Origin of the sequence: Nibrella saemangeumensis (genome assembly GCF_039541915.1) — a bacterium.
GTDB classification, from domain to species: domain Bacteria; phylum Bacteroidota; class Bacteroidia; order Cytophagales; family Spirosomataceae; genus Nibrella; species Nibrella saemangeumensis.
Genome location: NZ_BAABHD010000023.1, coordinates 1 through 23,094, shown reverse-complemented (window position 1 = coordinate 23,094; position 23,094 = coordinate 1). Strand labels below are relative to the sequence as shown.

21 protein-coding genes are annotated in these 23,094 nt (G+C 54.1%); 8 read left to right on the top strand and 13 right to left on the bottom strand.

The window, feature by feature from the left end; all coding sequences use genetic code 11:
• Positions 1–86: 86 nt before the first annotated feature.
• From ABD949_RS09775 to ABD949_RS09745, 7 genes are all read right to left on the bottom strand, one after another.
• Complete coding sequence (locus tag ABD949_RS09775; protein ID WP_345242977.1) at positions 87–1,433, bottom strand: ABC transporter permease; 1,347 nt, start codon at positions 1,431–1,433, stop codon at positions 87–89.
• 82 nt (positions 1,434–1,515) lie between these two features.
• The gene (locus tag ABD949_RS09770) at positions 1,516–2,430 is read right to left on the bottom strand and encodes an ABC transporter ATP-binding protein (RefSeq protein ID WP_345242975.1); all 915 of its coding nucleotides are present in this window, start codon (positions 2,428–2,430) and stop codon (positions 1,516–1,518) included.
• 170 nt (positions 2,431–2,600) lie between these two features.
• Entirely contained in the window at positions 2,601–3,038 is a 438-nt protein-coding gene (locus ABD949_RS09765) for a chromate transporter (protein ID WP_345242974.1), read from the bottom strand.
• Positions 3,039–3,135: 97 nt separating this feature from the next.
• On the bottom strand, positions 3,136–4,386 hold the full coding sequence (locus ABD949_RS09760; protein WP_345242973.1) for a dicarboxylate/amino acid:cation symporter: 1,251 nt from the start codon (positions 4,384–4,386) through the stop codon (positions 3,136–3,138).
• Between the two features lie 86 nt (positions 4,387–4,472).
• Complete coding sequence (locus tag ABD949_RS09755) at positions 4,473–4,907, bottom strand: SRPBCC family protein (protein WP_345242972.1); 435 nt, start codon at positions 4,905–4,907, stop codon at positions 4,473–4,475.
• A gap of 5 nt (positions 4,908–4,912) precedes the next feature.
• Positions 4,913–6,403 (bottom strand): glycine--tRNA ligase, encoded by a 1,491-nt coding sequence (locus tag ABD949_RS09750; protein WP_345242971.1) that lies wholly within the window; start codon positions 6,401–6,403, stop codon positions 4,913–4,915.
• A 115-nt stretch (positions 6,404–6,518) separates the two neighbouring features.
• Complete coding sequence (locus ABD949_RS09745) at positions 6,519–8,402, bottom strand: choice-of-anchor I family protein (protein ID WP_345242970.1); 1,884 nt, start codon at positions 8,400–8,402, stop codon at positions 6,519–6,521.
• A 199-nt stretch (positions 8,403–8,601) separates the two neighbouring features.
• On the opposite strand from ABD949_RS09745, the gene ABD949_RS09740 reads away from it, so the two are divergent.
• The 3 genes from ABD949_RS09740 (at position 8,602) to ABD949_RS09730 (ending at position 11,385) form a co-directional block, all read left to right on the top strand.
• Complete coding sequence (locus ABD949_RS09740) at positions 8,602–9,585, top strand: ComEA family DNA-binding protein (protein ID WP_345242968.1); 984 nt, start codon at positions 8,602–8,604, stop codon at positions 9,583–9,585.
• A gap of 103 nt (positions 9,586–9,688) precedes the next feature.
• Positions 9,689–10,138 (top strand): septal ring lytic transglycosylase RlpA family protein, encoded by a 450-nt coding sequence (locus ABD949_RS09735; protein ID WP_345242966.1) that lies wholly within the window; start codon positions 9,689–9,691, stop codon positions 10,136–10,138.
• Positions 10,139–10,221: 83 nt separating this feature from the next.
• Entirely contained in the window at positions 10,222–11,385 is a 1,164-nt protein-coding gene (locus ABD949_RS09730; protein WP_345242965.1) for a serine hydrolase domain-containing protein, read from the top strand.
• A 39-nt stretch (positions 11,386–11,424) separates the two neighbouring features.
• Here ABD949_RS09730 and ABD949_RS09725 read toward each other — a convergent pair whose 3' ends face one another.
• Entirely contained in the window at positions 11,425–12,222 is a 798-nt protein-coding gene (locus tag ABD949_RS09725; RefSeq protein WP_345242963.1) for an LOG family protein, read from the bottom strand.
• A gap of 183 nt (positions 12,223–12,405) precedes the next feature.
• On the opposite strand from ABD949_RS09725, the gene rpiB reads away from it, so the two are divergent.
• Positions 12,406–12,840 (top strand): ribose 5-phosphate isomerase B, encoded by a 435-nt coding sequence (gene rpiB, locus ABD949_RS09720; protein ID WP_345242961.1) that lies wholly within the window; start codon positions 12,406–12,408, stop codon positions 12,838–12,840.
• A 71-nt stretch (positions 12,841–12,911) separates the two neighbouring features.
• Here rpiB and ABD949_RS09715 read toward each other — a convergent pair whose 3' ends face one another.
• Positions 12,912–14,327, bottom strand: coding sequence for a hypothetical protein (locus tag ABD949_RS09715; RefSeq protein ID WP_345242959.1), 1,416 nt, complete (start codon positions 14,325–14,327; stop codon positions 12,912–12,914).
• A gap of 205 nt (positions 14,328–14,532) precedes the next feature.
• Here ABD949_RS09715 and rbfA point away from each other — a divergent pair, with 205 nt between their 5' ends.
• The 4 genes from rbfA to ABD949_RS09695 all read left to right on the top strand — a co-directional run bounded on the left by rbfA (position 14,533) and on the right by ABD949_RS09695 (position 19,279).
• On the top strand, positions 14,533–14,910 hold the full coding sequence (rbfA, locus tag ABD949_RS09710; RefSeq protein ID WP_345242957.1) for a 30S ribosome-binding factor RbfA: 378 nt from the start codon (positions 14,533–14,535) through the stop codon (positions 14,908–14,910).
• Positions 14,911–14,912: 2 nt separating this feature from the next.
• Positions 14,913–16,124 (top strand): ABC transporter permease, encoded by a 1,212-nt coding sequence (locus ABD949_RS09705; RefSeq protein ID WP_345242955.1) that lies wholly within the window; start codon positions 14,913–14,915, stop codon positions 16,122–16,124.
• Between the two features lie 44 nt (positions 16,125–16,168).
• Positions 16,169–18,751, top strand: coding sequence for a M1 family aminopeptidase (locus ABD949_RS09700; protein ID WP_345242953.1), 2,583 nt, complete (start codon positions 16,169–16,171; stop codon positions 18,749–18,751).
• 324 nt (positions 18,752–19,075) lie between these two features.
• On the top strand, positions 19,076–19,279 hold the full coding sequence (locus tag ABD949_RS09695; RefSeq protein WP_345242951.1) for a hypothetical protein: 204 nt from the start codon (positions 19,076–19,078) through the stop codon (positions 19,277–19,279).
• 116 nt (positions 19,280–19,395) lie between these two features.
• On the opposite strand, the gene ABD949_RS09690 is transcribed toward ABD949_RS09695, so the two are convergent.
• The 4 genes from ABD949_RS09690 to ABD949_RS09675 all read right to left on the bottom strand — a co-directional run.
• Positions 19,396–20,118, bottom strand: coding sequence for a hypothetical protein (locus ABD949_RS09690; protein WP_345242949.1), 723 nt, complete (start codon positions 20,116–20,118; stop codon positions 19,396–19,398).
• Positions 20,115–20,804 (bottom strand): fluoroquinolone export ABC transporter permease subunit, encoded by a 690-nt coding sequence (locus ABD949_RS09685; protein WP_345242946.1) that lies wholly within the window; start codon positions 20,802–20,804, stop codon positions 20,115–20,117. Before ABD949_RS09685 ends, ABD949_RS09690 begins: the two co-directional genes overlap by 4 nt.
• Entirely contained in the window at positions 20,801–21,676 is an 876-nt protein-coding gene (locus tag ABD949_RS09680) for an ABC transporter ATP-binding protein (protein ID WP_345242944.1), read from the bottom strand. The genes ABD949_RS09685 and ABD949_RS09680 overlap by 4 nt, the downstream gene beginning before the upstream one ends.
• A 37-nt stretch (positions 21,677–21,713) precedes the next feature.
• On the bottom strand, positions 21,714–23,094 hold a 1,381-nt coding region (locus ABD949_RS09675), incomplete at its 5' end, for a putative Ig domain-containing protein (protein WP_345242943.1).

The window sequence follows — 23,094 nt, the reverse complement described above, 5'->3', positions numbered from 1 at the left end:
AGTCTGACTTTTTTACAAGGCCAAAATTAGCAAAATAAAACCCGTCCGGGGCCGGACGGGCTGTTAAAAGTTGTTAAGCGCCAGTACTACGCATTATAAAATATCCATTTCGACAACTCCCGGTAGCTTACCTTCTTGCCGTACATCAGAATACCGACGCGGTAGATGCGGGCCGCCAGCCAGGTGGTGCCGACAAACCCCAGCACCAGCAGAATCATAGACAGGGCCAGTTCCCAGCCCGGTACGCCCATGGGTATGCGCACCATCATGATAATGGGTGAGGTAAACGGAATCATGGAGGTCCAGAACGCCAGGCTACCGTTGGGGTCACGCAGCACAAACTGGGCGATAATGAACGAAAAGATAACGGGCAGCGTAATGGGCAGCATAAACTGCTGCACCTCTGTTTCGTTGTCGACGGCCGCCCCAACGGCGCCAAACAGGGCGCTGTAGAGCAGGTAGCCGCCCAGGAAGTAGAACAGGAAACAGGCGATGATCATGGGCAGATTCAGGCTTTTGATGGCCTTCATTACATCTGCTATAGGGTTGTCTTCAGTCGTCTGGGTTTGCGTCACCGCGTTGTCCCCGCCTTCCTGCATCTGCTGCTGCATACCTGGCTGGGTAGCCATCACTGTCTGCGCCCGCTGCTGGGCAAAGCGAGGGCCAAAAATAGTGGTACCGAGCGACGTCAGCGCAATGGTGAGCACAATCCAAAGGGTGAACTGGGTCAGTCCGACCAGCGCGACACCAATGATCTTACCCATCATCAACTGGAAGGGCTTTACCGACGAGATAATGACCTCGACAATGCGGCTGGTTTTTTCTTCCATTACCCCCCGCATCACCTGCGTGCCGTACACAAATACCGAGATATAGATCAGAAAGGCACAGATACCGCCGATGATGGTGGCTGCGCCCGCACTGCTGGTTTTCTCGCCTTCTTCGCTCAGGCTGATGGTTTCGGAGTCGACGTTTACCTTGGCGTCCTGCAACACCTTACGGGTAATGCCGGCCTGGGTCAGTTTGATGCTTTCAATCTCCTTTTCGATAGCCCGCTCGATGCTGCTTTTCAGTTCCAGGCTGACCCCCTTTTCGGCGAACATCTGCACGTTTTTAGGCTGATCAACCACGTTCTCCGGAATATGCACCAGCACATCCCGCTTGCTGCTCAGGAACTTGGCCTTGGCTTGCTGAAAGGTGCTTTCGGGATAGGTGAACGAGAGCGATTTGGTGTCTTCCAGCTTATTTTTGAACAGACCGCTTTCATCAATTACATCAACTTTCTTCTGCTCGATGGAACTGACAGCGGCCCAGCCCACAAAAGCGTAGAAGCCAAAAATGAGTAAAGGGCCCAGAATCGTCATCACAATAAAGGACTTCTTCCGGACGCGCACTAGGTATTCGCGTTTGAGGATGAGGAATATGATTTTCATGGGGGTAATGAGTGAATGAATGATTGAATTATTGAATGAGTGAGTTACGCGGAAGCAATTCGTTCATTCAATCATTCGCAAATTAAGTAGTAGGTACTTCGCCGACCGCTTTGATAAAGATGTCGTTCATACTAGGGATGTTTTCCCCGAAAGCACGAACCGTGACGCGGTCGATCAGGAGCCGGACGAGGTCGTTGACGGCCGCATCGGGCGGAATGCGGATGTCGGCGCGGACAAAGTTATCCTCCAGTTGGCGCGTGTCGATTACGGCGAAGGCCGGCGGCAGATCCGCCAGACTGCCCTGGTACTCTACATGGTAGGTATGAGTTTTGAACTGCTCTTTGATGGCTTTCTTGGGGCCATCCAGCACCTTGTGCGAACGGTTGATGAGCGCGATATAGTCGCAGAGTTCTTCAACGGACTCCATCCGATGGGTGGAGAAGATGATGGTGCTGCCTTTTTCGCGCAGTTCCAGAATTTCGTCTTTGATCAGGTTGGCATTGATCGGGTCGAAGCCGGAGAAGGGTTCATCCAGGATTACCAGGTCCGGTTCGTGCAGTACTGTAGCCACAAACTGGATCTTCTGCTGCATGCCTTTGGAGAGGTCTTCTACCTGTTTCGTCCACCAGGTTTTGATGTCGAATTTGGTAAACCAGATTTTCAGCTTCTCCATCGCCTGCTTCTCTGACAGACCCTTTAATTGCGCCAGGTACAGTAGCTGCTCGCCTACTTTCATCTTCTTATACAGTCCGCGTTCTTCGGGCAGGTAGCCGATTCTCCGGATATGATCCGGGTGCAGCGGCTGCCCGTCGAAAATGACTTCCCCTTCGTCGGGGCCGGTAATCTGGTTAATGATGCGGATGAGCGAAGTTTTGCCGGCACCGTTGGGACCAAGCAGGCCGAAGATGCTGCCTTTGGGAACCATCAGGCTGACATCGTCGAGGGCCCGGTGCTGGGCGTACTGTTTGACAATGTGGCGGGTTTCTAAGATGTTCATGCGGTTAAGAACTGATTATGTCAAAATTACTAACAGTTCCGGTGGTAAGCTAAAGATTATGATAAAGAGTACGGCGGGTATATAAACGGTCGCAAACAAATGTTTTACTAAAACAAACAGGCTACTGCCGTTTTGCGGCAGTAGCCTGTTCCGAAAAGGGGTAGCTGTAGTTAGTTATAGTAATTGCGAACCTGGAACAGGAGCAGCAGCCACAACAAACCGAATACAATACCAAACACACTGATCGATAGCACGGACGAAACCAGGCTGATCATCTGAGCGTAATAGCTGAATACCCAACCCTGACGTTTCCGGTTGAACAGGCCGGGCAGGGCAAGGGCAGACAACACAAAACTAACAATGGCCAGGATCATGGTAATGCTGTACATCATGCCGACGCTGACGCCACCCATAAAGGATGCCGGCATAAAAAGCGTACCGAGTCCCAGAAACGCCAGGATAGCTGGTAGCCCTATGAGCAGTAAAACCAGGGAGACAATAGGCCAGTATTTAACGAAGCCTTCCCGGAAATTAAGGGGAATCTGGAACGGCGCTTTGTCGGTGAAATAAGGGGCCAGTTCGGGTTCAAGAATTGCCTGTTGTGCCATGGCGGTAGATAACGGTTAAGTGAAGTAAAACAGTTAGGAATCAGCTACCAACCTACATATTCGACCCAATAAACACAAGCAAACGCCCAAATATCCTTTATGCCGTAATCTGTTCCTCCGGCGTAGGCTGTTTGTCGCCTTCCCACTTGGAGATGATACACGTAGCTACGGCATTCCCGGCCACGCTCGTGGCCGAACGCCCCATGTCCAGGAAGGGGTCAATACCCAGGATCAGGGCCAGCCCTTCAACCGGCAGGTCAAACATGGCCATGGTTCCGGCAATCACCACCAGCGACGCCCTCGGTACCCCCGCAATGCCTTTAGATGTCACCATTAGCGTCAGCAGCATCACGATCTGCTGCTGAAGCGTTAGCGAGACGCCATACGCCTGTGCCAGAAAGCCCGTGGCGAAGGTCATGTACATCATGGAGCCGTCGAGGTTGAACGAATACCCCAGCGGCAGCACAAAGCCAATAATGCGCGGGGAGATCCCGAACTCCTCGAGGGCTTTAATCTGCTGGGGCAGCGAGGCTTCCGAACTGGCCGTACTAAACGAAAGCAGGAGCGCGTCTTTGATCTGCGCCATCAGCTTGAAGAACGGAATGCCGATGACCGCGCAGATGCCGGCCAGGATGACGAATACAAAAAAGAGTAATCCGCCAAAAAAACACACCAGCAGGTAGGCATAGGAAATCAGGATGCCTAAGCCTTTGGCGGCAACAACGGCCGTCATCGCTCCGAGTACGGCGTATGGAGCCAGTTGCATCACGTAGCCGACCATCTTAAAGACAATCTCGCTGAGGGAGTCCAGCGCCTTCATGATGTTTTTGCCTTTTTCGCCGATGGCCCCCAGCGCTACCCCGAAGAACAAGGCAAAGACTACGATCTGAAGAATTTCATTTTCGGCCAGCGCCCGGAACGCGCTATCCGGGAAAATATGCAGGATAAACTCTTCAATGCTGTTCAGTTTTTTGCCTTCGATACCCACACTGGTACCGGCCGCCGGGCGTGGCCAGCTCTGAATTTCGCCCGGTCGGGTAATGTTCACCACCACCAGACCGATGGTCAGGGATAAAATAGTGGCGAAATAAAAGTAACCCAGCGTCTTTAGGCCAATGCGACCTACCGCTTTGAAGTCGCCGAGCTTGGCAATACCCACCACGAGCGTTGTAAACACCAGTGGGCCTACAATCATTTTGATGAGCTTTAAAAATACTTTGCTGATGATCTGGAACTTATCTCCTACCGAAGCAGCCGTTGCAGCATCGGTGGTAGCGTATAAAATCTGACCGAAAATGACACCCAGCACAAAGCCAAGCACGATTTTGGTGGTGATGTTGAATTTCATCCAATTGAGAAAAAACAATAAAAGACTAGTGGAATCCTAACAAAAATAGGAGAAAAAACCGAAAAAGTACCCGCTTCGGCTATGCTTCACCGGAAGATGCGACGGTATATTGGCTTACGGTAGGCAAATTGTGCCCACAGGAGGGGGAATAATAACCAGTCGGTCAGACGCGTTGGCGTACGGTACCTGATATCGTCGATAATGACGGTGTGGCTGCCCCGGCGAACCAGCCGGTGACGGTGCCGCCAGTAAGAGAGAAAAAAAGGAAGCTTGCGGCCTTCGTCGATAAAATAGATCTCGTCGGGGCTTTCCTGCTGGTCCGTGATATCACTGATCCAGTCCTGCCGGAACAGGAGAAAATTCAGTTGCAGATGCACCACATCCCCTTTCCGGCACCCATCAAACCGGACTACGTTCACCGGCGGAAACGGCGGACTCAGCTTCTCGAACAAGCTTCGGTCGAAACCAGCCCAGACCTGGGGCAGGGGTTGATTGACGGGGGTTTTGAGGATAAGGTGCATCTGTACTACAACTTCTCCAGAATCCGCTCCATCGATACGTCGTGGCCGATTCGCTGCTTCAGCTCGCTGATCGGTACGCGTACCTGCTCGGTGGTGTCGCGGTAGCGGATGGTCACAGTATCGTCTTCCAGCGTCTGATAGTCGACGGCGATGCAGAACGGCGTACCGATGAGGTCCTGCCGGGTATAGCGTTTACCGATGGCGTCGCGTTCTTCGTAAATAACCCGGAACTCGCTGCGGAGCTGCTTCACAATCTGCTGCGCTTTTTCGGGCAGCCCATCCTTGCGCACCAGCGGGAACACGGCTGCTTTTACCGGAGCCAGCGCCGGGTGCAGTTTCAGGTACGTGCGCGTTTTCTGCGTGTCGCCTTCGCCCACCACTTCTTCGGTATATGCGTTGCAGAACACGGCCAGGAACAACCGGTCGGCGCCGACAGAGGTTTCAACTACGTACGGAATGTAATTCTGGTTGATTTCCGGATCGAAGTACTGCATCTTCTTCCGCGACAGTTCCTGGTGACTTTTCAGGTCGAAGTCGGTGCGGGAGTGGATACCCTCAATCTCGCGGAAACCGAACGGGAATTCATACTCAATATCCACAGCCGCGTTGGCGTAGTGCGCCAGTTTTTCGTGGATGTGGAACTTCAGCTTTTCGGCCGGCAGACCTACGGCTTTGTGGAAATTCAGCCGCGTGTCGCGCCAGCGCTCGTACCAGTCCATTTCGGTGCCGGGGCGGACAAAGAACTGCATCTCCATCTGCTCGAACTCGCGCATCCGGAAGGTGAACTGCCTCGCTACGATCTCATTTCGGAACGCCTTCCCAATCTGCGCAATACCGAACGGAATCTTCATCCGGCCGGTCTTCTGCACGTTCAGAAAGTTGACAAAGATACCCTGCGCCGTTTCTGGACGGAGGTAGATCAGGCTGGCATCTTCGGCCACAGAGCCCACCTGCGTGGAGAACATCAGGTTAAACTGCCGGACTTCGGTCCAGTTGGCGGTGCCGGAAATCGGACACACAATGCCTTCGCTGATGATCAGGTTCCGCAGTCCTTCCATATCTTCAGCGCCCTGCAGGCGACCGAGTTCATTGCGCAAAGCTTGCCCGCGTGCTTCATCACCGGCTTTCTCATACTGTTCGGCCTTGCCTTCCAGCAACTGGTCGGCGCGGTAGCGTTTCTTGGAATCTTTGTTATCGATCATCGGGTCGTTGAAGGAGTCAACGTGCCCGGAGGCTTTCCAGGTCAGCGGGTGCATGAAAATGGCGGCATCGATCCCTACCACGTTGTCGTTCAACTGGGTCATAGCCTTCCACCACAGGGTCTTCAGGTTATTTTTCAGTTCAACGCCGTTCTGACCGTAGTCGTACACGGCCTGCAAACCGTCATATATTTCACTGGAGGGGAAAACAAAGCCGTATTCTTTGGCGTGGGCGATAATATCCTGTAGCGACGTAGCCGGGGTGCCGGCCGCCGGCGATTGAGTTGTTGCATCCATAGTCCCGCAAAATTAAGAAAGATAGGCGGATGCTCAAGACTCTTGCCGACTCTTCCAAAAAACAACCCCGGCCAACGCACGTTGGCCGGGGCAAAGAGGAGGTTGTGGATGAATATTACTTTTTAAGGACCCGGAGCGTTTGGGTAACCGTATCGTTGGTCGCCCGCAGCAGCAGCAGTCCGGCTGGTACGTGGCCCACCTGGAATGTGTGTCGTTCGACCGGTCCGGCCTGGCCGATGCGTTTGCTTTCAATGACGCGGCCCTGCAGGTCGGTGAGCGACAGGTGCAGCGGCTGGCCGGTAATCCCAGTCACTTCTACCTGGATCTGCTGTTGCACCGGGTTTTCCAGTACCTGCATACGCCAGCCCTCAGCCGACGCGGTTGCTGCACGAGCGCTGGCCTGACCGGGCGCTTCGGTGCGCAGGTTATAGATGGAAATGGTACTGCTGACCTCGTTGGCCAGGATAATCATGGCCGTGTCGTTGGGGCTTTCGCTGGCCTGAATATACAGGATACCTTCCGGCCCCAGATCACCGGTCCCGGATGTGGTCGACCGGTTATTGATGTATTGCAGGAATTCGGGCTGGCGCGGGTTGCTGATGTTATACACCATGATACCCCCGATCCGCTCCAGTGAGATATACGCGTAGGTTTTGCCGCCGATTTTAGCCACGGTTACGCCTTCCGGCTCTGGTCCCTTGTCGTCGCTCCGGTTTTTCAGGGTCGGGGTGCCGGTGGTGTTGCTGGCGTTGAAGATGGGTCCATAGACTGGATCCTGTCGGGTAATCTGTTCAAAGGTATCTCCGCTATCGTACACCTGCTCACCCGAATCGGCGTTCCAGATGCTGAATGAGCGGGCTCCCAGGGCGTAGATCTCATCGAAATCGCCGTCGCTGTCGGTATCGCCAAGCGTGGTGGTGACGTTCAGTCGGCCCAGGTTAGCGTTTGCTTTCAGAGCGGCCGCATTCGGAAAAGCGGTGGGGTCGAGCTTGTAATTCGCGTTCCCCAGTCGCAGAATCTCCGAAAAGCCGTCGTATTCCCGGGCGTCGCCTTCGTTGGCTGTAATTAGGTAACGCTGACCGCCGATTTCAAAATTAGCCAGGGCATCGGGCATATAAATTCCTTTCACGGGTCTCGGAATAATGGAAACCGTCGTACCGTTATCCGAGGCATCGAAGCCGTTTCCGGCAAGCGAGTGATCTTTGAAACCCAGCGGTAACAGATTGGTCAGGCTGGCGCTATTAATGTCGACTACGGCAATGGCGTTGTTTTCCTGCAGGGTGACGTAAGCCGTTTGGGAGTCGTGCGCAACGGTGATGTATTCGGGCTCAAAATCCTGCGATGCGGAGGCATTCTTACCAAAAATGCGGATACCCATCGCCCGTAGTTCGGCTTCACGGCCATTGTAGGCCGTGAAATCGAGGGTTCTGACGTCCTGCTGCGTCAGGTTTTTCGGCTTATTACCGCTGCCGGCCAGCGCTATAATGCTGATAGAGCCGTTAGGATCATCGGTATAAGCCGTATTCGGCTCTCCCTCGTTGGCCGTCAGCACATACTGACCATTCGGTGAGAACACCACCATATCCGGCATGGCACCCACCTCGACGGAATTCAGGAACTGGCCGTCGGTCGTCAGGAATACCACGCGGCCGTTCCGTTGCGGATTCACGTTCTCTACGGCGGCAGCAACAATACCTTTGTGCACATCGACGCTGTTGATGCCGCCCCCGTACAGGGCCATGCTAATGGTTTTTACGGTGTGAATGGTCCGGATGTCCGATATGTCCAGAATTTCCAGCTTGTTCTGTCCGGAATTCACCACAAACAACCGGCGGGTTGCTGGATCGTACGCGGCAATTTCGGTGGTAGGTGCCGGACTGCTTCCGCTGCCCGCTTTAAAACTGGTTTTATACACTAATTCAGGGTTCACCCGTTGGGCCGAAACGGGTTCGATAAGGGCCACCAGGCAGATTGCCCAGGCAAGTACATGTTTTTTCATAAGGCGACTGAGAATGGATCATGTGATTGGATTGATGAGGCAAATATCCCCCAGTTTGCTAGTGAGGACGTTACGTGAAATTTAAGAAACTGTTATGGTATTATGTATAGTAATAATAAAGAATAAAGTTGGCTTAACAGTGTCCGGGTGTTACCTCCGCTACTAGTAGCAGTCATAAAGCAATACACTGCCTGCTATAATGCCCAGGAACGTTTTTACCCTTATCCGCGACTACTTCGGTTTATCCCACAAAGAAGCGACCGGTTTTCTGGTTGTTCTGCTGATCACCAGCCTGTTTCTGGTATCGCCATTGCTGTACCGCTATTTTGTGCCGGATACCGTGCCCGACACCTCGGCAGCGGATCAGCGCCGACTCGACAGCCTGGTGGCGCTGATGAAGATAGAGAAAGTGGCAGGACCGTATGATCGCGAAGAATCGGAGAAGACCATTGCTGAACGGTACAATGAGCCCAGTCGCTCTTCCGGTCGGTTGTTTCCATTCAATCCAAATACCGCCACCGTAGCGAAGTGGCAGGCGTTAGGTCTTCCGCCTTGGCTGGCCCAGCGGATTGAGCGGTATCGATCCAAAGGCGGGCAGTTCCGGAAGAAGGAAGACTTGCGGAAGATTTACGACTTTCCGCCAGCGCTGTACGAGCGGCTGGAGCCCTATATTCAATTGCCGGAGCAAACGGCCACACCGGTGTATGCCAGCCGGACGCCTACCGTAGAGCGGTCGTTTGATCGCACCCCGGAAGTGTCTACTACCCGCCCTGCGGCTAAACCGGCACTGGTTCCGTTTGACATCAATACCGCCGATACCACGGAACTGAAGCTGCTGAAGGGTATTGGTTCTAAACTGGCGGCCCGTATTGTTAAATTCAGGGATGCACTGGGCGGTTTTGTCTCTGAGGAGCAGTACCGCGACATTTTCGGTCTCGATTCATTGGCGCTGGAAGAAATGCACCGGTATGCGCAGGTAAAGTCATCGGTTCAGAAGCTGAACATTAATACCGCCACCGCCGAAGAACTGGACAAACACATGTACATCTCCTTCCGGCAGGCGCAGGTGATTGTCAATTACCGCAACCAGCACGGTCTATTTGCCTCACTGGAGTCGCTGAAGCCGATTCGCGTGCTGGATGCGAAGACGATTGAGAAACTCGGACCTTATCTGGCATTTTAGGTAATGGTTTTGGTGTGAATCCTGATTAGAACCAAGAAGAGGAAATTTATTGAAACCTCATTCGCCTAATCCGGTTAGCTAATCAAAACCAATTTAAAACGTTATGAACCGGAAAAGTCAATCAACACGAGGCTTTGTGGTGCTATGGTGTAGTTTGCTTATGTCGTTGTGGGCCTGTAACGCCACCACGTCGTCTGACACCCGGAAAGTGCTGGAGACCCAGAACGGGATGGCCACGTATTACAGCAAATGGTTTCAGGGTAAGGAAACCGCCAATGGTGAAGAATTCGACAACCGTGACCCGACCGCTGCGCATCGTACGTATCCGCTCGGAACGGTGGTGCGGGTAACCAATGTCGATGAAGGCGGAAAGTCCGTGGTCGTACGCATCAACGACCGGGGTCCCTACGGCGAAAACTGGGAGGAAGGTACCATCATTGACCTGTCACAGGCTGCGGCTAAACAATTGGGTATGATGAAAGACGGCCAGGTCAATGTTAAGGTTGAGGTGCTGGAGTGGGGTGACAATGAGCGGGTAGACGAACCGAAATAATCGCCGGACTTTCCCGATCTGATTGTCAGTTGGGATTGTAGATAAGCCTTTCGTAGCTTTCGTAGCTATTGAAGGCTTTTTTTATGTACCAACGACACCTATACGTGGCTGTTCTGTTCTTCCTGGTGGCCTGTCATCGGCCAGCCAGCCAGACTGCGCAATCGACGAATACCCCAACCTACTTTCCCGGTAAAGGCGATGCCTGGGAGCGCCGGAAACCAGAACAGGTCGGCATGGATGCCGCGCTGCTGGAAGAAGCAGTGGCCTTCGCCCGAACCCGCGAGACCAGACAGATGCCCCGCGACTTCTCGACGCAGGAAGAAGTATTCGGCAAACTGATCGGCCCCATTCCCAGCGACCGGGCCGAAACCAACGGCATCGTACTGCGGCACGGGTACATAGTGGCCGAGTGGGGTGATACCCGGCGCGTCGATCCCACCTACAGCGTCGCCAAAAGTGTGCTGTCTACTATCCTGAGTATTACCATCGACCGGGGTATGATCAAAAACATCACCGACCCCGTGGCAAATTACATCCGCGACGGCGGCTACGACTCAGAACATAACCGCAAAATTACCTGGGAGCACCACGCCCGGCAGACCAGTGAGTGGGAAGGCGAACTCTGGGGCAAAAAACACGACTTTGTCGGCAAGGAAGCGTTTGGGCGGGGTGAGCGCAAACCCAGGGCGTTGCAGGAGCCCGGTACGTTTTATGAATACAACGATGTGCGTATCAACCGCCTGGCGCTGTCGCTGCTGCGCATCTGGCGCAAACCGCTGCCGCAGGTGCTGAAGGAGGAGATTATGGACCCCATTGGAGCTTCCGACACCTGGCAGTATATCCCTTACCCCAATGCGGTTGCCGAAGTGGACGGGAAAATGATGCCGTCGGTGAGCGGAGGTACCCGCTGGGGGGGAGGGCTCTGGATCAATGCCCGCGACGAAGCCCGGTTTGGTTACCTGTACCTGCGCAATGGTCGCTGGGGAAACCGGCAGATCGTGTCGGCCGACTGGGTTCGGCAGGCCGTAGCGCCGGGAGCGGTCAAGTCGGATTATGGCTATTTGTGGTGGCTCAACACCGACCGCAAAGCCTGGCCCAGCGCCCCGGCCTCCAGTTACGCAGCCCTCGGTGCCGGTCCCAATACCATCTGGATTGATCCCGAACATGACATCGTCATTGTCTGGCGCTGGCACGATGGTAATCCGGATGAACTGATTAAGCGCGTTCTGGCGGCTGTGAAGAAATAGCGTTTCAACGGGGTCGCCGGGCGGCCCCGTTGAAACAAATCAGAAATTCGGCTTAAGCAGGTACTTGGAATAAAACTCGTCGATTACCCGAACGGCTTCAGTAGGCGTATCGACCAGGTTGATCAGCTTCAGATCCTCGGGGTTAATGTTGCTTTCCTGTTTCAGCATGACCGTTTCCAGCCAGTCGAGCAGGCCCTGCCAGTAGGTCCGGCCGACGAGTACAATCGGGAAAGGGGCAATCTTTTTGGTCTGAATCAGGGTAACTGCCTCAAACAGTTCATCCAGGGTACCCATACCACCGGGCATGACCACAAAGCCCTGCGCGTACTTGACAAACATTACCTTGCGAACAAAGAAAAAGTCGAAGTTGATGCTTTTATCCGGGTCGATGTAAATATTGCTTTCCTGTTCGAACGGCAGCTTGATATTCAGACCGACCGACTTACCGCCCTGTTCAAAAGCGCCTTTGTTACCGGCCTCCATAATACCCGGACCACCACCGGTAATAACTCCGTAGCCGTGCCGTACCAGTTTGGCAGCAATTTCTTCGGCCATTTTATAGTAAGGGTTGTCGGGCTTGGTACGGGCCGAACCAAAAATAGAGACGCAGGGGCCAATTTTAGCGAGCTTGTCAAAACCTTCGACAAATTCAGCCATCACTTTAAAAATAACCCAGGAATCAGAGCTTTTTATTTCGTTCCAGTTGCGGTCCTGAAAGGCTTCCTTAATACGTTGCTCGTCGGGGGTGAGCAGCAGTTCGTCACGTTCGGGGAGTTCGCGGGCTATTTTAGCAGTACTTTGGGTTTCAGAGCGATGTACAGTTTCTTTCGTTTCCATAAAGTAGGATCGTATTCAGCAGGCGACTCGTCGGCGACCTGCTTTGGATGTAACATAGGGTTTCCCCCGGATTGTTTGAAAAACGGCCGAATTCCTCCCATATGACGGCGTTTCTGATTTGGGGAACACAATAACGTATATTTGCAGGAATTCTGTTCATTTTCTGCCCAAAATATTGAGCGTATGAAATCAAAGATAGCCATCGGAGCCGACCATGCCGGCTTTGCCTATAAAGAAGAGATAAAAGTATGGCTGGAAAACAAAGGGTACGACGTAGAGGACTTCGGCACCTATTCTGAAGCATCGGCCGACTACGCCGACTTTGCGCACCCGGTTGCGCTGGCCGTTGAAGAAGGTCGCGCCGAACGGGGAGTGCTGGTGTGTGGCAGCGGCCAGGGGGTAAGCATCACTGCCAATAAGCACCAGGGTATACGGGCCGCCCTGGTCTGGGCACCCGAACTGGCGGCCTTATCCCGCCAGCATAACAACGCCAACATCATCTGCCTGCCCGAGCGGTTCATCTCCGCCGAAACCGCCCTCCAGTCCGTCGACATCTTCCTGAATACCGAATTTGAAGGCGGCCGCCACGAACGGCGAGTAGCCAAGATAAGTTGTTGATTAGTTAATTGGTTCATTGGTTAGCTGGTTAATTGGTGCCCAGTCAACTAATCAACCAATGAACCAATCAACTAATTAACCACTCTCCGATACACCCCCACATTCCCCGTCTTCTGATACTGTTCGGCGAGGGCGGGAGCGCGCAGGAAGAGTTTGTCGACTACGTTTTGCTGGTCGATGATGTATTCGGGCGGGTCCCGGCGGAAGTGGTCGTACACGTCGATGACCGCATCGTAGTTGTCGAGGTTCCGGAGGTCGTATTTGGCCAGTCCCCAGTTGAGGTAGGGCGTAGCCGGCCGGTTGTAGCGGTAGGCACTCAGGTCGTCGCCAATGACCAGAATCTTACGGTTCTGGATATTGTCGGGGAGCGCTGAAGGCTTCACCTGTAAGTTGCTCAGGGTACCAATGTTCAGGCCCGGTAAAAGCTGGAAGGCACCCTGGTAAAAGATCACCAGCATCACCAGAAAGAAGCCGGTGAAGGTCAGTTCGGCCAGCCATAGCTTGCGGGCATTCATGAAATAATGCACTGTGAAAAAGGCCATGGCCGGGATGAAGCTCAGAAACTGCATCGGGGCCAGATACGGCATCAGCACGATGGTCAGCACGTTGGTCAGGAACCAGAGCATCATGATCTGCTGACAGCGCTGCTGGAAGTTGACGTACCGCCCCCGCGTCTGGAACAGGCTCAGAAACCCCAGCACGCTCAAAGAGAGTGGGATAAAGAGCGAGGCAAACAGGGTGCGAAAGTCGCTGAGGCCATACTGCCGCACCCGGAACACCGACGCGATCAGGTTGCGGTTGAGGTCGTCCAGCCCGTTGTTGAGGTAGTAATACAGCAGCAGCAGAAGAAAGGGAAAAAAGAACCCGAACAGCGACAGCGAATGCTGCCGGAACGTGGCTCCCGTATACAACAACAGGGAGATAGCCGCCCACAGAATAAACAAGGCGGAGGGCAGGTAAGACAGGGCCGCCAGACTGATGTAAAATCCAATCTCAAACACTTCGTCGGTGGCGCCCTGCCGCACCATCTGCTTCACCAGCGTACCAAACGCCAGCAGCAGAAACGTCGTAGAGATCAGCACGGGCGACAGCGTGGTGCAATCGAATGAGAGGTTCAGGAACAGCGTATAGACCAGGCCGGGCCAGAAGTTACGGTCCGGGTAGATGTCGTTGACGTTCATCACGTAGTTAAAATACATGATCTGAAACACCGACAGGATGGTAGCGGCCGTGTGGAAGATAAACTGCGACCGTCCGAACAGGGTATCGATCAGCCGGTAGATCAGCGCCGACAGCGGACTCACGCTGTCCCAGATGTCGCGGTACAGCATATAGCCCTGGTTCATCTGCTCGCCCACGAGCATCCAGTTCAGTTCGGGAATCAGGAGGGGGAGCGGGTTCAGCAGGAACGGCAGCCGGATCAGGCCCAGCAGTACCATCAGGCTGATGTATTGGTACGGCGCGTAAGAACGAAAGAAACTCAGCAAGACAATTCAGAAAATTAAGAACGCATCAGAGAGCGAATTTACGCGATTCTTCGGCAGAATGAAAAAAGGTACGGATATTTGCAGTCCGTCGCAGACCGATCCGCTTTACCGGCTCGTTTTCTGGTAGGAGAATACCTCTGTTACGTGATGTTAACAAACCCGGTCCGGCGGGGTTATACCCTCAGCCTGAGACTTAATGCAGCTTATGGAATCAAAGAGACAACAAAAAGTAGCCCGTCAGGTGCAAAAAGATTTAAGTGAGATATTTCAGCGGGAGATGGCGCACCAGTTTGGCGGGGCCTTCATCACCGTGACCAACGTGCGTATCTCACCCGATCTGAGCATTGCCAGGATATACCTGAGTTTTCTGGCCACTAAAAATAAAAACCTGCTGCTGGATACCATTCGCGAAAAAAGCCGGAGTATCCGTCAGCATCTTGGTGAGCGGGTACGCCACCAGCTGCGCATCGTACCGGACCTCCAGTTTTTTCTGGACGATACGGCCGAGTATGCCGCCCAAATGGATAAATTGTTTGCCGGCCTCGATATTCCCCCCGCACCACCCGAGGAAGAAGAGGAATAACCATGAATTTGCCTTATTGGATTGCCCACCGGTATTTTTTCAGTCGGAAGAAGCGCAGCTTCATCAGTATGCTGTCGATCCTGTCGATGCTCGGCGTTGGCGTGGGTACAATGGCGCTGGTAGTCGTGCTGTCAGTATTCAACGGTATGGAAGAGCTTAACCGGGCGATCTTCAAGACCTTTGAAGCGGATCTGACCATTTCGCCAAAGCAGGGCAAGCGCTTTCAGGCATCGGACACCCTGCTGACCCGTATCCGGCAGACACCGGGGGTGGGCCTGGTTACGTCGGTGATCGAAGACAATGCGCTGGCGCGATACGCCGATGCGCAGACGGTGGTGAAACTCAAGGGCGTTGAAGAGAACTACCTGCAACGGCGGCAGCTCGACACGGCCGTGGTGGAAGGCCGGCTGCTGCTGCGCGACAACAATGCTACCTTTGCCGTGGTGGCCGAGGGGGTCCGGAATGAGCTCAGCATCCGGCGCGAAGATGTGCTGACTCCGCTGGAGTTGTGGTACCCGCAGCGGGGCGCTACGCTCTCGGTGCTGTCTACCGATGCCTTCAACCAGCAGGCCCTGAATGTGTCCGGCGTATTTTTCATCGAGCAGCGCTACGATGACTATGTAATTGCGCCTATCTCTGTGGTGCGGGCGCTTGTTGACTATGAGCCCGACGAGCTAACCAACATTGAAATTCAACTGGCCCCCAGGGCTGAATTGGCTACGGTTAAGAAAGCACTGCTGCCCGTTGTCGGCGAATCGCTGCAGATCCGGGACCGCGATGACCTGAATACCGATCTGTACCGGGCCATCCGCATCGAAAAACTGTTTGTGGCGCTTACCCTGTCGTTTATCATTCTGGTGGCCTCCATGAATATTTTCTTTTCGCTGTCGATGCTTGTTATCGAAAAGAAAGAAGACATTCGGATTCTCAACGCCATGGGTGCCACGCCCGGTCTGATCCGGCGTATCTTTCTGACAGAAGGGACCATCATCGCGCTTATTGGCGCGCTGGTCGGGCTGGCGTTAGGGGTTGGATTATGCCTGTTGCAGGAGGAGTATGGGTTTGTCCAGATGGGAACCGTCAGTTCTATTATTGATGCCTATCCCGTGCGGGTAGAGGCCGGCGATCTGATACTGACGGGAACCGTTGTGATTTTAATAACCCTGCTGACTTCCTGGTTTCCGGCCCAGCGGGCCGCCCGGAGCATGACCTGACTCATGGAGCGTTGAGCTGGCAGTGTTGACTTGTACGTGCAGTGATGAAAAAGATCGTTACATTATTTCTTCTGATTAGCTTTTTGACTGCCGGCGGAAGCCTTGTGCTGGCGCAGGCGGGGAAAGGTGCGGACTCCGTCCGGCGATCGGCTGGGCCTGTGGTCCGCAAAGGCCCTTACAACGCCAGCCGCACCCTGAAACATGACCTGCTGCATACCCGGCTGAATCTGCGCTTCGACTGGAACCGGCAGCATGTGCTCGGTAAAGCTACGCTGCGCGTCAAGCCTTATTTCTACCCGCAGAATACCCTGGAGATTGATGCCAAAGGGTTTGACATCAAAAGTGTTCACCTGATCGATACGCTGGTAAGCGCCGACGCCCGGCAGCGGCAGCCGGCCACCCAATATGTGTTTGATAAACTGAACTACACCTACACCGACCGCCGGGTGCTCCGGGTAACGCTGCCACGCACCTACACCCGTAAAGACACGTTTGATATTCAGATTGAATACACCGCCAAACCCAACGAGTTGCCCTTTGTGACGGGGCGCTCCGAAGGCGCTACCACCAGCGATAAAGGGCTGTACTTTATTAACCACGACGGCTCTGAACCCAACAAGCCGCGCCAGATCTGGACCCAGGGCGAGACGGAGGCCAACTCCTGCTGGTTTCCGACCATCGACACGCCCAACGAGAAAATGACGCAGGAGATCTACCTGACCGTCGACAGCAAGTACCGCACCCTCTCGAATGGCCGGCTGGTTTCCTCCCAAAACAACGCCGACGGCACCCGCACCGATTACTGGATACAGAATAAACCCCACGCGCCTTACCTGACCATGATCGCCGTGGGCGAATTCGCTTATGTAAAAGACGAAATGGCCAACGGGCTGGAGGTGAGCTATTATGTTGAGCCGGCTTACGAGAAATACGCCCGCGCTATTTTTGGCCGCACGCCGGAGATGATCGCGTTTTTCTCCAATATCTTCGGCATCGAATACCCCTGGGACAAGTACAGCCAGATAGCCGTGCGCAATTTTGTGAGCGGAGCCATGGAAAATACCACCGCCACTGTTCATGGCGAATCGGTGCAGATGGACGACCGCCAACTGGCCGATGAAAATTCCGATGCGGTGATTGCCCACGAACTGGCCCACCACTGGTTCGGCAACCTGGTCACCTGCGAATCCTGGGCCAACCTGCCCCTCAACGAGTCGTTTGCCAACTACGCCGAATACCTCTGGTTTGAGTACGCCCGCAGCCCCTACGAGGCCGATATGCACGGTCAGTCAGATCTGAACCAGTACCTGGCTGAGGCCGAGCAAAAGCAGGAGCCGCTGATCCGCTACGGGTATACCGATCGCGAGCAGATGTTCGACCACCACTCCTACGCCAAAGGAGGCCGGGTGCTGCACCTGCTCCGGAAGATTGTCGGCGACGATGCCTTTTTTGCCGCCATGAACCGGTACCTGACTCGCAACCGCTTCGGTACCGCCGAACTGGCCGATCTGCGCATAGCTTTCGAGGAGGTGACCGGCGAAGATCTTACCTGGTTCTTCGAGCAGTATTTCCTGTCGCCCGGCCATGCCCTGGTAAAAGTGGAGCCGGACTATGCCTCCGGTAAGGTGACGCTGAAAGTCACACAGCAGCAGGATTCTACCACCACCCCCATTTACCGGCTGCCGGTGAAGGTAGATGTCTGGGTGAAAGGCCAGAAGCGAAGCTACGATGTGGTGGTCGATAAAGCGAAGCAGTCGCTCACCTTCCCCGCCGAGCAGCGCCCCGACCTGGTCATCTTCGACGCTGATCACCGGATCATCGGTACGGTGGAGCAGGAAAAAAACCGCAAAGAACTGGTCTTTCAGTACTACCATGCCGACACCTACCAGGACAAATACGAGGCCATCACCCGCCTGGAAGATAAAAGGGCCCTGGTCGATTCGACCGTTCGGAGGATGATGATCACCGCTATGAACGATCCGTTCTGGAAGATCCGGCAGGTCGCCATCAGCAACTTTGCCGAATACGACGGTCCGCAGTTCCAGGATATTGAGCGGATCGTGCAGGGCAAAGTACGCAGCGACGAGAAGCCGGCCGTCAGGACCGAGGCTGTAGTGACGCTGGCGTCGTTTGCCGATAACGTCAATGAACCCATCTTCCGCGAGGCCATCAACGACTCATCGTATTCGGTGGTGTCGGCGGCCCTGGATGCGTATCTGATGAACAAGCCTGGCGATGCGGCCCAGATTGTGTCGCGGTTTGAGCAGGTCCCCAACGGAGACATTATCACGGCCGTAGCAAACTACTACGCCGGCACACCCGACGAAAAACGGTACGACTGGTTTGTGGAAAAACTAAAGACCCTAAAGCCACAGGATCAGTATAACTTCCTGCAGGTGTTTGGGAAATACCTGATTAAGTCGAGCCCGGACATACAGCGCCGGGCCATTCCGTTGCTGGAAAGTACCGCCCGCAATGATGCTGCCCACTTTGTTCGTTTCGGAGCTTACCAGGTATTAGGATTATTGCAGGATATTGAAGGGGTAAAAGCCATCCGGCGTGATATTCGCGGCAGCGAGCGCGACGCCCGGTTGAAGGAAATGTATGAGCAGTTCCGGGATTTTTAAGAACCGGAACCGGTAAAGTTAATTTCCCAGCCCTGGTAAAAGCCCGTTCGGTAATTGGGGTAACTGATGCCGGATGGGATTGTTTTTTGAATATTACCGTATAATCGATTTTTTTTTAAGTCTCCGGTTTAATAAGTAGGTTCGCCTTAGCAAATTCTTCCACAAGAGCCGGGCCTATGAACAATTCTACCCTTCTTTTTAACGCAGATAAAATTGCAATTAAATAATAATGAAAGGGCGATTAATTCTAATCCAGGCTGTTGTTTTAGTGCTTGTCAATCACCGAACTTTGACTTAAATCTAGTAAGACACCTAACTACAAAGATGAACTTCGACCGCTTCTTCATTATTTCCAGCCTGCTCGGAGACGAGTTTTACAAGACCCACCAGAACAGCAACGCCAACCCTGACCTTGACGCTCTGGAGAAGCAGTTCCGTCTGTTGTACAACCAGCCTATCGGCGATTACATGACCAGCGGCCTGCCCACGTTTATGATCAAGAAAAAGCAGTATATAAAGCTTCGTTGAGCGGCCATTCCCATTCGGCGAATTGACCGTAACCGCTATTGAAGAGCAGTACCCCATAAACGGGTGTTGCTCTTTTTTTATGCACCGGCTTTTCCCGAAACGGTGTGCCGGAGTACTCAGACCAGACTTTGCTGCAGTCGCCGGTTCAACAGGTAAAGCACCAGCGCGTAGAAAGCACAGCCAATACCGTAGTATACAAAGAAAGACGTAAGGCCTGTCTGATTTAGTCTGGCCCCGGCTTCCATGCTTCGAAATGTCCAGTAGGTAGGCACCAGGCCGGTGATGTGCGCGGCCGGGTGCAGGATAAAATAAATAAGGCCGGGGCTGATCAGGAGCGTGTTCAGGATCTTCATCTGAGCCAGTCCTTCAATTCGGTTTTTGGCCATTGCTCCCAGCCAAAGGGCAATCAGGGGAGCCCCCAGGCTGAATTGCAGGGCCAGGAGTATTTCAATACTAGGAGGGAACTGGGCAATCCGGCCCCAGTGGATGAGCGTGAAGTTGACCAGCGCCGATACCACCAGGCCTACCAGCAACCGCGAGAAGGTGAGTCTGATGCCCGATACCGGGAGGACCCGTATTACCTGCCAAAGGTTTTCTTCTTTCTCCTCCAGCAGCAGAAAGCCGTAAATGAAGCCAAACATCGTGGCCGACTGCAAGCACCCCCACATCAGTAACACCAGCCGGTAAGGAGCCATTATTGGAAATTGCTCCACCAGCAGTGGAACACCCCACCGGATTATGAAAAAGCACAGCAAGGGAAAGGCCAGAATACCCCGGAAAATAGGCTCCCGGAAGGTAGATCGAAAATCGGTAGCGCTAAGAGCCAGAAAGGAGTTCATGTGAGTTGATGTTGTGTGATACGAAGCGCCAGAAGCCAGCTAAGCCACATCCAGAGCAGCAAGTGGCCGTACAGCAGCAGGACATATCCAATGGGCTGGTCGGTAAATGCCGCCTGTAACAGTTCGATGCCACCGGTGGACGGCAGTAAAACAAAATAAAGCGGTTGCCCAACGCCGAACATCGGCAGAAAGGGCAGGGCTGCTACCACAAAGAAAGGTATGGAGTACAGCAGAAACTGATTAAAGCTTCTGGTTAAGGCGCCGATGGCGAAGCCGAAACAGGAAAACAGAAACGCCGAACCAAACACGGATACTGCCAGGTGGAAACCATTAAAGGTTAGTCCTTTGGTAGCAATGGTCATAATAAATGAAAGAAGGGTAGCCAGCAACGACAGTACCAGTGTTTTGGCGAGCAGGTAAGATTTCAGGGGCAGGGGCAGTACCGAGAGAGCCTGCAGCGTATGCTGGTTCCGGTCGAACAGCCACAATACGCCGGCAAAGAGGTATCCCGTCACCACCGGATCATTGTAGATCAGGATGACCAGCAGAATAGTAAGGTCTCCTAAGGGGCTGAACAGATAAAACAGGCCCACGTACATCAGCGTAACTATGGCGGCAATCACGAAGAGCCGGTTCCGGTTCAGCAGAATTATATCCCACCGCATCAGGTTCAGGATTGCATTCATACCAATTGCCGGCCGGTTATTTTGATGAAAACTTCTTCAAGCGTAGCTTCCTGTGAGTGGATCGTCTCAATCTGATTCAGTTGCAGCAGCCTCATGAAATCCGGGTTGTGCCCCAGCGAATCCAGGGGAAATACCTGGTCGGGTTCGTTGCGGGTGGTTACGCGCACATTCCGGGTGCCGTACTGTAGCTTAAGCGTCGCCGGACTATCGAGTGCTTTGATCTGTCCCTGGTGCAGCAAGGCTACCCGGTCGCACAACTGGTCAGCATCGAACATGTTGTGGGTGGTAATAAAAATGGTTTTACCCTGCGCTTTCAGTTCGCGGATAATGCGTTTGATCTTGCCGGCATTAATGGGGTCCAGCCCGGAGGTCGGCTCGTCCAGAAACAAGACATCCGGGTTGTGCAGCAGCGCCCTGACAAAGTTCAGCCGCATCTTCATACCCTTTGAGAAATCGGCCACCGGTTTGTTGGCATCGGTACCCAGCCCCACCTTATCCAGCCATTCATGGAGGTTACCGGCTGGCCGCGCGTAGAACGACGAAAAGAAACGCAGGTTTTCCTCGGCGGTCAGTTTCGTATAATGATTCGGCAATTCAAACGATACGCCGATCTGCTCATAAAATTCGCGGCCCCAATCGGCCAACGGCTTTCCCGCAAAATGAATCGTTCCTTCGTAGCCGGTGAGTAGTTTATACAGGATCTTCTGCGTGGTACTTTTGCCGCTGCCGCTCGGCCCCAGAAAACCAAACACTTCTCCCTGTGCAATCGCAAAGTCGAGTTGTTGCAGGGTCAGGTCTGCGTTGTGCGGGTATCGGTAAGACAGGTTCTCTACGGATAGCATCAGTTGAATATACAATAAAAAGCCCAGCATTAATGCTGGGCTGGAAAACGAACTACCCGGTGGGCCGTTATTTCTTCAGAAACTTTTTCGCCATCAGGACACCCTGATCTGAGCTCACCGTCAGGATGTATAAACCCGGTGTTAAACGCTGGACCGGAACCCGCAAGCCTCCGGGAACCTCCTCAACGGACTCCGCCGGGATTCGTGCGCCAATGGTAGCGATAAAGGCAACCGACAAGCGGGACTGATCCGTGCCCTCCGGCAGGGATATCGTTACATAGTCTTCCGCAGGATTCGGATAAATGATCCAATCCCCAGTCTCTTCCGAAGCAACACCAATACGCGTACTGCTGTTACTTACAATGAGATTAAACGTTGCCGTAACTGCGAGTCCATCCGGATCAGTGGCCCGAACGCTGATCGTTGATGTACCTGTTTTTTTCGGTGTACCCGAAATGGTTAGTCCCTTAGAGGACAAGCCGGCAGGTAAGCCACTGATCCGATACGTCAGCACATCGCCGTCGGGATCGCTGAAGGTGCTGGTGGGCACGGTATAGTTGAAAACGGTGCTTAACCTGCCATTCTGGTTAGGAATGGGATTAGCTACCACCGGGGCGCGGTTAGCCACCGGGGCCGCAGCTATGGCGAGGCTGAAGGTGGCGCTGACGTTGAGCCCAGCCGGATCGGTGGCCCGGACGGTGATTGTGGCTGTGCCAACCGTGGTGGGTGTGCCCGATATGCTCAGGCCATTGGCCGACAGCCCGGCGGGCAGGCCCGTGATCTGGTAGGCCAGCACATCCCCATCGGGATCGCTGAAGGTGTTAGTAGGCACGGTGTAGCTGAAGGCCGTACCGGCGGTGCCGCTCTGGTTAGGAATGGCGTTCTGCACCACCGGGGCGCGGTTAGCCACCGGGGCCGCAGCTATGGCGAGGCTGAAGGCGGTGCTGACGTTGAGCCCGGCGGGATCGGTAGCTTTCACCGTTACGGTAGCTGTGCCGGCTGTGGTCGGTGTGCCCGAGATGCTGAGGCCATTGGCCGACAGCCCGGCGGGCAGGCCCGTGATCTGGTAGGCCAGCACATCGCCATCCGGATCGCTGAAGGTGTTAGTAGGCACGGTGTAGCTGAAGGCCGTACCGGCGGTGCCGCTCTGGTTAGGAATGGCGTTCTGCACCACCGGAGCGCGGTTAGCCACCGGGGCCGCAGCGACTGACAGGCTGAAGGTGGCGCTCACAGAGAGCCCGGCTGGATCGGTAGCCCGGACGGTGATTGTGGCTGTACCAGCTGTAGTGGGTGTGCCCGATATGCTGAGGCCATTAGCTGTCAGACCAGCAGGCAGGCCCGTAATCTGGTAGGCGAGCACATCGCCATCCGGATCACTGAAGGTGTTAGTAGGCACGGTGTAGCTGAAGGCCGTACCGGCGGTGCCACTCTGGTTAGGTATAGCGTTC